The 12,368-nt window shown below is 41.5% G+C and carries 14 protein-coding genes; all 14 read right to left on the bottom strand.

Annotated elements, in window-relative coordinates; all coding sequences use genetic code 11:
- Window positions 1-29: 29 nt before the first annotated feature.
- The 14 genes from pepV to B7709_RS02885 all read right to left on the bottom strand — a co-directional run bounded on the left by pepV (window position 30) and on the right by B7709_RS02885 (window position 12,320).
- The gene (gene pepV / locus B7709_RS02950; protein WP_049549961.1) at window positions 30-1,430 is read right to left on the bottom strand and encodes a dipeptidase PepV; all 1,401 of its coding nucleotides are present in this window, start codon (window positions 1,428-1,430) and stop codon (window positions 30-32) included.
- A gap of 12 nt (window positions 1,431-1,442) precedes the next feature.
- Window positions 1,443-2,048 (bottom strand): nitroreductase family protein, encoded by a 606-nt coding sequence (locus tag B7709_RS02945; RefSeq protein WP_049549962.1) that lies wholly within the window; start codon window positions 2,046-2,048, stop codon window positions 1,443-1,445.
- Window positions 2,049-2,191: 143 nt separating this feature from the next.
- Window positions 2,192-2,485 carry a hypothetical protein gene (locus B7709_RS02940; protein ID WP_000880830.1) on the bottom strand — a complete coding sequence of 98 codons (294 nt, stop codon included), beginning with the start codon at window positions 2,483-2,485 and terminating at the stop codon, window positions 2,192-2,194.
- Window positions 2,466-2,858 (bottom strand): hypothetical protein, encoded by a 393-nt coding sequence (locus B7709_RS02935; protein ID WP_000438034.1) that lies wholly within the window; start codon window positions 2,856-2,858, stop codon window positions 2,466-2,468. Before B7709_RS02935 ends, B7709_RS02940 begins: the two co-directional genes overlap by 20 nt.
- Window positions 2,840-4,057 (bottom strand): hypothetical protein, encoded by a 1,218-nt coding sequence (locus tag B7709_RS02930; protein WP_000704552.1) that lies wholly within the window; start codon window positions 4,055-4,057, stop codon window positions 2,840-2,842. The genes B7709_RS02935 and B7709_RS02930 overlap by 19 nt, the downstream gene beginning before the upstream one ends.
- A complete protein-coding gene (locus B7709_RS02925; protein ID WP_001042358.1) occupies window positions 4,057-4,449 on the bottom strand; it encodes a hypothetical protein in 393 nt (130 codons plus the stop codon). Before B7709_RS02925 ends, B7709_RS02930 begins: the two co-directional genes overlap by 1 nt.
- Before the next feature lie 120 nt (window positions 4,450-4,569).
- A complete protein-coding gene (locus B7709_RS02920) occupies window positions 4,570-4,899 on the bottom strand; it encodes a hypothetical protein (protein ID WP_053091096.1) in 330 nt (109 codons plus the stop codon).
- A gap of 4 nt (window positions 4,900-4,903) precedes the next feature.
- A complete protein-coding gene (locus B7709_RS02915; protein ID WP_049479165.1) occupies window positions 4,904-5,311 on the bottom strand; it encodes a hypothetical protein in 408 nt (135 codons plus the stop codon).
- A gap of 286 nt (window positions 5,312-5,597) precedes the next feature.
- Entirely contained in the window at window positions 5,598-6,452 is an 855-nt protein-coding gene (locus B7709_RS02910) for a metallophosphoesterase family protein (RefSeq protein ID WP_084971534.1), read from the bottom strand.
- Complete coding sequence (locus tag B7709_RS02905; RefSeq protein WP_084971532.1) at window positions 6,449-7,054, bottom strand: hypothetical protein; 606 nt, start codon at window positions 7,052-7,054, stop codon at window positions 6,449-6,451. Before B7709_RS02905 ends, B7709_RS02910 begins: the two co-directional genes overlap by 4 nt.
- Window positions 7,055-7,078: 24 nt before the next feature.
- Window positions 7,079-8,902 (bottom strand): excinuclease ABC subunit UvrC, encoded by a 1,824-nt coding sequence (gene uvrC, locus B7709_RS02900; protein WP_084971530.1) that lies wholly within the window; start codon window positions 8,900-8,902, stop codon window positions 7,079-7,081.
- Between the two features lie 101 nt (window positions 8,903-9,003).
- Window positions 9,004-9,705, bottom strand: coding sequence for a M57 family metalloprotease (locus B7709_RS02895; RefSeq protein WP_084971528.1), 702 nt, complete (start codon window positions 9,703-9,705; stop codon window positions 9,004-9,006).
- 104 nt (window positions 9,706-9,809) lie between these two features.
- Window positions 9,810-10,589: an alpha/beta hydrolase gene (locus B7709_RS02890; RefSeq protein ID WP_084971526.1), complete on the bottom strand. Its 780-nt coding sequence runs from the start codon at window positions 10,587-10,589 to the stop codon at window positions 9,810-9,812.
- Window positions 10,590-10,658: 69 nt separating this feature from the next.
- The gene (locus B7709_RS02885) at window positions 10,659-12,320 is read right to left on the bottom strand and encodes a ribonuclease J (RefSeq protein WP_084971524.1); all 1,662 of its coding nucleotides are present in this window, start codon (window positions 12,318-12,320) and stop codon (window positions 10,659-10,661) included.
- Between the last annotated feature and the right edge of the window lie 48 nt (window positions 12,321-12,368).

The following is a 12,368-nucleotide window of genomic DNA, read 5'->3' as shown; positions in this document are numbered from 1 at the left end:
CAAGCATACAATCTCAGACTTCTATCGTTTTATTTGATCAATTCATAAATAGCTTCTGCATAGATTGCTGCTGCTCGGAAGAGATCGTCCAAGGCGATAAATTCATTAGCTTGGTGCATGGTGTCAATAGAGTCTGGGAACATGGCACCGTAGGCAACTCCACGTTCCAGCAAGCGACCAAAGGTACCACCACCGATGACTTGCTCGTGACCTTGGAGACCAGTTTGTTTTTCATAAACATTCAACAAGGTTTGAACGAGTGGATCTTCCATTGGTACATAGTGAGGGGTATGACCGTGTTCAGAAAGGCTAACAGAAGCAACTGGTAAGTTTTCAAGAACTGACTGGATTTGCTCTGGACTTGTTCCTTTTGGATAACGGAAGTTGAGGGCAATGGTATTGTCAGCACTTGTTTCATCAAAGCGGAAGACACCGGCATTCATAGAAAGGGCACCCATCTTTTCATCTACATGAGCAACCTTGAGATTTGTACCCTCATGGTCGTTCAAGAGAATCTTACCAGCGATGTTAAGGTAGTCTTTTGCAGGTCCTGCAAAGTCAAACTGGCTGAGGAAAAGGGCAAGATAGGTCGCACCATTGACACCTGATGCAGGCATAGCACCATGGGCTGATTTACCAATGATGGTGACCTTGTATTTGCCAGCATCTTCTTGAATTTCTCCTCTGAGTTTGTATTCTGCAACAAAGGTATCTAGTTTAGCTTGCAAGTCAGCCAGGTCGCCTGAAACGACTGCTGTTGCTGATTCAGGTACCATGTTTTCACGCAATCCACCTCTGAAGCTGTGAAGACGGGCTGCACCTGTATTTTCACCTGCAAAGTGAAGATATTCCGTGATGTTCCCTTTTTCACCATTGATGATAGGGAATTCAGCGTCTGGAGAGAAACCGAAGTCTGGTTTCGCAAGTCCTACATGTTCAAAGTAGTAGTCCATGTCTGCCCAACCTGATTCTTCGTCTGTTCCGACGATGAAACGAACTTTCTTAGAAGTTGGAAGTCCCAATTCTTTGATGATTTTCAAGCCATAGTAACAAGCTGTTGTAGGTCCCTTGTCGTCTGAAGCTCCACGCGCATAAAGGCGACCGTCTTTGATAGTTGGTGTATAAGGGTCCGTTTCCCAACCGCTACCAGCTGGCACCACGTCCATATGGGCAAAGATTCCGAAAACTTCTTCTCCTTCACCAAACTCAAAATGTCCTGCGTAGTTATCAACATTTTTAGTTGGATAGCCATCGCGGTCTGCGATTTCAAGGAATTTTTCCAAGGCTTTTACTGGACCAGGTCCAAATGGATGCTGCGCATCTACTTTGCTGTCATCACGTTCTGAGTTGATTTCCAAAAGGCTAAACAAGTCAGCCAAGAGCTCTTCTTTGCGTTTTTCTACTTCTGCTGTAAAATCAATTGCTGTCATTTTTTCTTCCTTCTATCTTTTCTCGATGATTTCATCCACTGGCAAGCGGTAGCTTGGTTCCAATTTTTCGTCTGTGTAACCCACTGTAATCAAGAGTTCTGGGCGGAATCGGTCTTCAATGTCCAAAACTTCGTTGGCTTTTGATTTGTCAAATCCAAGAATAATGTTAGAACCGATTCCCTGGTCAGTCAAAGCAAGAACTAAGTTCATGGCTACTAGTCCCACATTAAGGGCCAAGTAGTCACTAACTTGCTGTTCACTGTAACGTGCAAATTCAGCAGGCAGATTCTTCATAAAATATTGAAGTTGCTCTTCAGAAAAGTTATTAGCGCCGCCAACTCGGGCAATCTTACGAGCACGTTTAGCCAAATCTGTGTCTGTAAACAAGGCAATGGTTACAGGCGCTGATGATACCTGTTCAAAGTTCGAACCATAAGCCAATTTTGCCAATTCAGCATTTTTCTCACGAACAACCACAAACTTCCATGGCTGGCTGTTGTGGGCACTTGGGGCCAAGGTTGCGATTTCGATAGCCGTACGCACATCTTTGGGATCTACCGGTTTATCAGTAAAATGCTTAGTCGCATGACGTTTTTTATTTAATTCAAGAAATTTCATAATCGATTTCCTTTTCTAATTCTACTGCATCCATTCTACCATATTTTGAAAGAGCTTGCAGAGATTTTTCATAGGAAAAGCAAGAGCAAAACAAACTGCTCTGTGCAGTTTGTAATAATTATTCTATATCACTCACCATAAAATTAGCAAATGGAATCATACTGAGATAGCTTCTCCGTTGTCACTTCTTCCAACTTTTTCTTTACCTGACCTTTTATGGCCGTATCCATCTGTGATTTTATTTTCCCAATAGCGACTTTTGTCTCCTCCGCACTTTCTCTCACTTTTTCTTTATAGTTGGTTTGCAAAGAATTTTTTTCCTTTAAGATTACTGTCGCCATTGTATAGATTCTATTCCTCTCCATCATGCGATACATCTGACGTAAAGCAAATTCATATTCTTCATCTGTGTAATATTCATTTAATGGTGCGAGCATATGACCTCCTTAAATCTCCGATTGTCTGTTCTAACTCATCTTGCTTTTTACGATAATCTCTATCTAACATCTCTTCATGGTACTGCAATTCATCTTCTCTACGCCTACACGCAAACTGAGAATCCTCCATCAATTGTTGCAAACTCCTATAAAACTGTTCTCCATCTTGGTAACTGTGTTGTCCCTTTTGAAGAAAGACATCCATTTTGCTAGCTTCGTCTTCAATGATTCGGGCAAGGCGGTCTCGACGTTCATAGAGTTCGTTATATTGATTCGTAAAAGTTGCTTTCCGCTTTAGATACTCATCTTCCAAATCATAATGCTCTTTTTCTTTTGCTTTTAACTTTTGGAAGACTAAATCCGACTGTTCCATTTTCTAAATTCTCCTGCCAATTCCTTATCTGTGGCCAGTTTACTCTCAATGACTTGGATAATCTGTTGGTTAAGGGTATCAAACTCTGTGGCTAGTTTTTCAGCCTTTTGATTCATTTGCTCAAAATCTTGCTTAACTGAACCGACAATCGTATCCTGAGTCACACCCGCAGACGCAAAAGTCGATAGAACTTCATCATAACTCAGGTATCGGAAACTACTAAAGTCAAGCTGATTCCATAGTTCTTGTGCTTTTGACACCACCTCTTCTTGAAGGTGCTTGACGTCGTCTGCACCAGCTCGAGCCGCATTAGCCATTCCTTCCCCTAGAGCCATTCCCTGCAAGCTATCCAAGTATATCTCTTCCCTACTTGACAAACCATCTGCCGAGAGGTAGCTTTTAATTTTTTGGTAGCGGTACATACCCGCTGTTGCTTCTGCTAATGCCGTTACTTTGAGATTTGTGACACGTTTTCCATCCAAATCAACTAGCTGGCCATTCTCATCAAATCGCCACTGGGACAAGTTATGATATTCTAACTTGTCACCCCAGTTATCTTTTGCAGGGTAGATGTAGGGAAATATAGCTGTTTGAGTCGTATTTCCCGTAATATTGCCAATAACATCATACTTATGACGGAAATTGCGAAATTGTTCTGGATGTTCTTGCATGTACTTGATTTCTTCTTTCGAAATCAAGTTATGAATATCTGGCCCGTTATACCCAACATTGGCATAACCTCGCTTTAAAGCGACATACATAGCCAGTGACTCTCCAAGCGAATGCCCCGCAGTTGTAATTTTAGCAGAGGGATAAGTTTTTTCGATTTCTTCCGCAAAACTCAGAGCCGTTTGAAATTGAGATTTTCTAAATGTCTTTGTTTTCAAATCCGACAACACCTGTCTATCACCAAATCCTATTGATTGGATATCTGTTTGGATGTCAAGTCGATCATCTTTATTCGTCCCAGCATAGGCAATCACTACATGGCTATAATCCACATTCCCATTTTTATCCACAGGAGCAACCGCCATCGCCTGCATACCGTTGGAGGTGTTGTCTTTTGCACTAAGAACTCGAAAAGTTTGTCCATTTGATTTAAAAATCTTATCGTCTCTCCAAGGTCGTTTTACTTTTCCTGCATCAACATTATAAACTCCATCAACAATATCATTATAATTTTTATCTGTTATTTTCATCACTTGCTCCAATATTTCACTTTAATATTATCTATTGTTTGTTGATTAGTGATTTCATTTTTTTCTTGTAAATTTAATCTTTTATTCCAACTAATTACATAATTGTCAGTTTTATCGTTAAATTTAAAGAAAGTAATTTCCATTTCAAGTTCTTTATTTAGAGTTAATAACGCAGTTCTTGAACCTGTTGTAGCATTATTTTCTATATCATTAAATTCTATTTCATTGATTCCCTCATAATGATTAACTAAATACAATACCATCCTATCCTGTTCGATTCTCATTTTTTCTTCCAATGTTTTTTCTTTTTGATGATTTAAACTAAACATCACGATTCCTCCTATTACACAAATTACTAAAGCAATAATACCCCATTTTTTACGCTTATTCATTAACACACCTCCTTATATCATTCTATAAAGCAACTAGCCCCAGTTACCTTATAGTATAACATAAACAGCTATTTTAATTAACATTAGCGTAATCCAGCACCGTCACAAACTGAGAATCTACTACTTCGCAGAATTTAGTCCTGAACGAGACTGTAGTTTTTCCCTCCCAAGCCATAAAGACTGTACATCCGTACCAAGATCCTTTATGTCATCTTTATTCGTCCCTGCATAGGCAATCACTACATGGCTATAATCCACATTCCCATTTTTATCCACAGGAGCAACTGCCATCGCCTGCATACCGTTGGAGGTGTTATCTATGGGTTTAGAGATTACTTTAAACCGATCGTTTGCAACTAATCGTCCCTCCTGAATAGGATTACTCACCTTACCAGTGTCAACATCGTAAACATCATCTACTATATATCTATAATCTTCTTCTGTAACCATATAGTTATCTCTCCTCTAAGTAGATAATTTTTACTGCTATATCATACCCAGCTTCTTCTTTGTGTTCTCTCTTTATGAATTCTGTTGGTGAATAATTAGAACTTCTTATTTTCCCATTCTCATTTAAAGAATCTATTTTGACAGATATATCATATTGATTATTTACTTTAGCAGTAATCCTCCAACTCCCGGTGCTTTCATTTTTTTGAAATTCAACAAACTTCACTCTCTCAATCTTTTGTCCATCAGCTAAATCATAGTTACTAACTAAAAACTTTGCTACCCTATCCTGTTCGATTCTCATTTTCTCTTCCAATGTTTTTTCTTTTGGATGATTCAAACTAAACATTATAACTCCTCCTATAATACAGATTACTAAAGCAATAATACCCCATTTTTTACGCTTATTCATTAACACACCTCCTTATATCATTCTATAAAGCAACTTGGTCTTAATTACCTTATAATATAGGACCAATAGCCACTATGGTCTTGTGCATTGAATTCAAGTTTAGCATAGTTCACTTACGATTTCCTTTTCTAATTCTACTGCATCCATTCTACCATATTTTGAAAGAGCTTACAGAGATTTTTCATAGAAAGAAATTGGAACAAGGATGAGTAACCAAACGAAGTCCATCTTTTAAATCAGGGAACCCCTCATCCAGTTCCAACTAATTTTCAGGGATTTAAAGAAACTAGTCTACCTTATATTCTGACTTTATAGTCTCCAAAAATTTCTTCACATCCTCCACATACCCATGCTTTTCAATTAAACTAGCTAAGAGTTCCAGATTGTGCCCCCGATAGTTGTCATCTCGACGTAGTTCTTCATACATTTCGATAAAAGGAAGCCCCTTGGACTTGGCCAATTCTAACTCTGCTTCATAATCATAGGAAACTTTTCGGAATAGAATATTTACCAATTCCCCATTTTCCACTTCTATCACAGCATACTGGGCACGGTGATTTTTTAACTTTTCCCAATCAAAATAGGGCATGCCAATCGTACCTGGATTGATGATTTGTTGCCCTTGACTTCCATAACGAAGCAACTGCTTGTGGACATGACCATAGATTGCCACGTCCGTTTCCTCATCTAGGAGTTGGTCAAATTTCTCTGTATCATTCCCAACAGACAGATCCCCACCATAGTTTTTTTCAGGCAAATTATGAGAAAGAGAAAAGCGCAGCCCCTCAACTTCTTTCTTTTCTAGCAAAGGTAAGCTTCGTAGCCAGTCAATCGTTTCAGGATCCATTCGCTCCATCAAAAACTGGGTCAATCGCATGAGCTGGACTTCCTGTGGGTCTTCCAAGCCATATTGCCCATCTAAAGCCTCAAGGACACAATCATCCCAATTGCCTCGAACACTTGCAGTGATAGGAAGTTCCTTTAACAGAGCGACCAAGTCATTTGCACCTGGACCAGGTAGAAAAATATCTCCCAGAAGCCAATATTCACTGGCTCCTTGAGTTTTAGCATCTGCAATCACTGCTTCTAGTGCCGTTGCATTGCCATGAATATCTGATAAAATTGCGATTTTATGGTTCATGATGGTTTTCCTTTTTCTATTTCATCTAGCCAATTGTGAAACTCCCAACGAAGAGGAGCTTCCTTGCCTATTCTTTGCCTCAAATGTTCTTGATATTGAAGATAAAAGGCGTAATCTCCCCAACTACTCCATGATTGAGAAGGTATTGAGATTTTTAACTGTTTTTTAGCCCTCTCTAACACGATGTTATCTATCGGTACGTGTAAAAAAGGAAAAACGGAGTCTAGGGGTACAACCTCAAGCATATAGAGATACTTGAAAGTCATATTAATCCACTTTTGAGCATGACCATAAGTGAATTGAATCCCATTTGAGCGATAGCAGTCTATAACAGTATCACAAGTCCTATGATGCCAACTATCAAAATCAGTTTGACACAATTTGTCCCGGTCCAATAGATTTAAAATTGCTTCTTTGATACACTTTGAAGCCTGCTTTCTCATCTCCAAGCGCTGTTCATCTGGCATGCCATGAAAGCGCAAGGTTCGATTAAAATCCAGATAGGCTCGAGTAGTTGCAGCTAAAAATAAATCTTTTGAATTCCCAAAGTAAGCATATCGTAAAAAAAGGAGTATATCTCTGTCAATCTCAATCCTAATCATATCTTCTACTTTCTATCTAGCTACTTATTCTAATTTTTTTACTGGTTCTGCCACTTGAGCCAACTCCACTTCTTCCTGCGGGTTCAACTTCCTCTGCACAGCATCTGCGACAGCTCTTGGCACCCCAACTTCGACAATCTCATCCACACTGGCTTCCTTGATTTTAGTCAAAGACTTGAAATGTTTCATGAGATTCTGCTTGCGTTTAGGTCCTAGACCGTCAATCCCATCCAATTGCGAAGAAAAGGAGTTTTTGGAGCGCAGTTGACGGTGGAAAGTGATGGCAAAGCGGTGCACCTCATCTTGAATGCGTTGGAGGAGGAAAAATTCCTGAGAATTCCGTGACAGCTCCACCACCTCCAGCGGATCTCCAAAGAGCAATTCATGGGTTTGGTGCTTGTCATTCTTTTGCAGACCTGCAATGGGAATATCCAAGCCCAGCTCCTCTTGGATGACTTGCTTGGCAATATTGACTTGACCTTGTCCTCCATCAATCACAATCAAATCTGGCGGGGTTAAACCATCACGTTGAACTCGACCATAACGCCTGCGAATGACCTCTCGCATGCTGGCGTAGTCATCTGGACCCACAACCGTTTTTATCTTGTACTTACGGTAATCCTTCTTACTCGGTTTACCATTGACAAAGACCACCATGGCCGAAACAGGACTGGTTCCCATGATATTGGAGTTATCGAAGGACTCAATGCGAACCGGAATTGGTATTTGAAGCAAGCGCCCTAGATTTTCAATAGCTCCTTGTGTTTTTTCGACAGATTTTTCTAGCAGATTGAACTTCTGCTCCAGACTAACACGGGCATTTTTGATGGCTAGATTGACCAGCTGTTTTTTCTCTCCACGCTGGGGTTTGACAATCTTGGTATCCACCAAGACCTTGACAGCTTCTTGGTCAATATCCTGCGGAATCAATACTTCATTGGGGACTAGATGGGATCTTTCTTGATAGAATTGTCCCACATAGGTCAAGAAGTCTTCGTCCGGATCATTGTAGTAGGGGAAGAGATTGACGTCTCGCTCGATGAGTTTGCCCTGACGGACAAAGAAAACCTGCACACACATCCAGCCCTTGTCCACATAGTAGCCAAAGACATCACGGTTTTGGAGGTCCTTGGCCATAACCCGTTGCTTGGTCCGAAGTGTTCCAATGGCCTGAATCAGGTCACGGTATTCCGCCGCGCGTTCAAACTCCATATTTTGTGCTGCCACTGCCATTTTACTCTTGAGGTCATCGATGATTTTGTCATCCTGTCCTTTTAAAAAGTCAGAAACCTCCTGAGCCATGGACTTGAAATAGGCCTCATCCTTCTTACAGATAGTGTGGGCCATACATTGACCGATGTGGTAATAAAAACAGACCTTAGACGGCGGATTGGTACACTTACGAAAAGGGAAAATCCGATCCAGTAGTCGCTTGATTTCATTGGCCGCACCGACATCTGGATAAGGACCAAAGTAAAGTCCGCCATCCTTTTTGACCTGACGAGTGATGATAAGCCGTGGATAGCGCTCATTGGTGATTTTTATAAATGGATAAGACTTATCATCCTTGAGCATGATATTGTATTTAGGCTTGTTTTCCTTGATGAGGTTGATTTCTAGGAGAAGTGCCTCAATATTGGACTCAGTAACGATAAATTCAAAATCCACAATCTCAGACACCAGAGCCTCTGTCTTGGTATCATGACTGCCACGGAAATAGGAGCGCACACGGTTGCGCAGATTTTTAGCCTTTCCTACATAGATAATGGTGCCGTTTTTATCTTTATGAATGTAGCAACCAGGGCTGGTCGGCAAGAGCTCTAGTTTTGATTTGATCAAGTTGTTCATAGTTCCATTATAGCAAAAAGGCCGTAACAGGACGAACAAAAAGCCCCACCAACCGCTTGATAGAGGAGCTTTGATTTCTTTTCGGATTGCACCGACTTCATCTAGTCGCTACTGGTGTAGAGTTCTTGAACCGCCTTCACATCCTGGGGCTGAATCCCATAGTAGGAGCCTGCCGGCTGCATAACAGAAGTCTCGTTGGTATGATCCAATCCGATAGCATGTCCCAACTCGTGCTCCGCTGTGTGCACAATCCGTTCATAAGAATAACCATAACTTGGATTGGATAGATAATAATGATTCAGACGAACCGTTACAGATATAAATTGATTGGTCAACAGATTGGTTTGACTCTCGGCTTGACCAGCTACAGCTGTCGATCCATCGTTCATTTCACTTGCCACAATATCTGCTTGGCTAGAATCCGCGACCACCTCAAAGGTAAAGGCGCCCGTTTGATTCCAGTTTTTTATGGCTTCTGCATAGGCACCTTGGAAGGTCTCATCCATTTGAGGCTCAATATAGATGCGAGCTGAGGCCTGAGCCCACTTGCCTTCTGCATGTTGGTGACTGTCTGTCTGAGACAAGACCTCCAGCGTTCCCGTCTCCTTCCACTGATTCCAGCCACCTTGACCAATCTTACTCATTTTTTCAACCTGATTGACCGCAGAATAAAAATCACCAGACAGATACCAAACCACTCCAAAAGCAATGAGAAGTAGAATAACAACAGTCCAAACTAGACGCCAGAAGAGACGCCAAATTCCCAAAAGAAATCGGAAGAATAATCGAATAATCCAGAACATGACGCTCCACCTTTCATAAAAATAAGAACCTATCTTGAAATCACATTCTCCTTGTTCAAGATAGATTCTCTATTTTACTGAAGAAAGCTGAAAGAAACCTAAAACTAAGATAAACGTTCTTCCAAGACAAAGTCAATTGGTAGAGTAGCCAAAAAACGCTCCAATTGTTTTTCCCAGTAGTACCACTCGTGCTTGCCTGGACTGTGACTATAGGTCACTTCAAAACCAAGTTTTTTGAGGTTTTTCACTGCGAGATTATTGGCAGAGTATAGATAGTCTTGCTCCCCACACCAAGCCCATAGTTTGGTCTTTTTATCCGATTTCGCAGCGATACTTTCAAGCGAATGAGGGCTAGCTGTCCAGTCTTTGATTTCTCCAAACACTCCTCGCCAGTATGCAAGAGAGCCCAAATCCTGACTTTCAGGAGAAAATTCTTGGAAACTGAGTGCACCAGAAAAACTAGCAGCATGTGAAAAACGATCGGTTGCGAGAGCTAGCTTGAAGGAACCATAGCCACCCATAGAGAGACCTGCAATGAAGGTCTTTTCACGCTTGCTAGTCATATTGGGGAAGAAGCGTTTCATAACCTGAGGCAACTCTTCTGCTAGAGCTGTATAGTAGTTATAGCCATACTGAGTATCTGTGTACCAGCCATTATTTGTATTGGGCATGATAACAATGAGATTGGTTCCCCGCAACAAGCGCTCGACATTGGTCCGCTTGAGCCAGCTATTCTGATTTCCGGACATTCCGTGCAAAAGATAAAGGACAGGAATATCTTTACAATCTGGTTCAGTTACCCGACTAGCATCTGGATAGAGCACAGTAACGCCCCACTCCATATCCAAAACTTCAGAGTAATACTCGATATTCATAACTGCCATGGTTGTCTCCTTTATACTATTCTATAAGAAAAAGCCGAATTTCGACTTTTTCTGTAGGTATACTGCTTATTATTTAGCTTCCATCACGACAGGCAAGATTGCTGGGCGACGCTTGGTTTGATCAAAGAGGTACTTGGTCAAATTATCACGAACCTTGCCTTTGAGATCTGCCCAGTCAAAATCATCACCTTGAAGATATTCTTCTACCGTTTGGTTAATCAATTCAGAACTTTCACGGAGAATATCACGGCTCTTCTTGAGATAAACAAATCCACGCGTATGAACGCGAGCCTTAGCCACAATTTTCTTCTCACGACGGTTGACAGTGATAGCCACGATAAAAATCCCATCCTCTGACAAAACCTTACGGTCACGAAGAACAACATTTCCAACATCTCCGATGGCATTTCCGTCAATCAAAACATCACCTGCGGAAACTCCGCCAGCAGGGACAAAGTCCCCGTGTTCGTAGGACATAGTGGTTCCCTTTTTAGGGATAAAAATGCGCTCTGGCAACATTCCAACCGCCATGGCAGCCTTGGCATGTGCATCCAATTCACGGTACTCCCCTTGGATTGGGAAGAGATACTTGGGTTGCAAGAGATTAATCATTAACTGCAAATCACGCGCATTCCCGTGTCCTGATACTCGCAAGCTTTGGGTAATGAGTTTTACCACACCACCAGCTTGGTATATCATATTTTCCACACGCGCCATGACAGCTTCTTTGGCGATAGATGGAGTCGTTACGATATAAACTAGGTCACCATCCTTGATTTCCACATAACGGTGGCGGCCGATCGACATCTTACGAAGTCCATTGATAGGCTCACCCATACGACCAGTCTCAAGAATGATCAACTCATGGTCTTCAAAGCGAGACATTTCTTTGGGTTTGATCAAGAGACTTTCGTTGGCTAGAGACAATTTTTTAAGACGAATCGCTGTGCGGACGATATTTTCAATATCAAATCCAGTCAAAACAACTCGGCGACCTGTATCCGCAGCAGCATCAAAAACCTGCTGGATACGAGAAAGGTTGCTGGCAACTGCTGCAACGATAATACGACCTTCCCAGTCTGCAATGGTCTGGGTAATTTCATCTCCAACTTCACTCTCGCTTGCCACCTGGATATTGCTATCTGCATTCGCAGAATCACTGAGGAGCGCCAAGACACCATCACGACCAATCTCTGCCAAACGAGCAAAATCCGTCGCATAGGATTCGCTAGCCGTCTGGTCAAACTTGAAGTCACCTGTATAAACGATGCTACCTTCACTTGTTTTCAAGACAACTCCCAAACTTTCTGGGATAGAGTGAGTCGTACGGAAGAAGGAAACCACAGTCCCTCCAAAATCAATCTCCGTATCCTCATCAATGATATGGAAGTCATTGAATTTCTTAACCGCATCATTTCCTTTAACAAAGAGTTTCGCCAACTCAATGGTCAACTCAGAGCCAAACACAGGCACCTTGGCCTCTGCCAAAAGGTAAGGCAGAGCACCAATGGCATCCGCATGCCCGTGGGTCAAGAAGACCCCAGCGATACGGTCGCTATTTTCAAAAAGATAGTCCATATTTGGAATGACGACGTCAACCCCTAGTTGTTCATTTTCAGGGTATTTAAGCCCTGCATCCAAAACAAAAATAGATCCATCGATTTCAGCGATGTACATATTTTTCCCATTTTCACGTACACCACCTAGTGTTGTTAAACTGATATTACTCATTTTTCCTCCGAAACTTCATTTATCTTGATTATAGGGTAGATTTACCCT

The organism is Streptococcus oralis subsp. dentisani (genome assembly GCF_002096335.1).
GTDB lineage: Bacteria > Bacillota > Bacilli > Lactobacillales > Streptococcaceae > Streptococcus > Streptococcus oralis_Z.
This window is presented reverse-complemented; position numbering and strand designations above follow the sequence as displayed.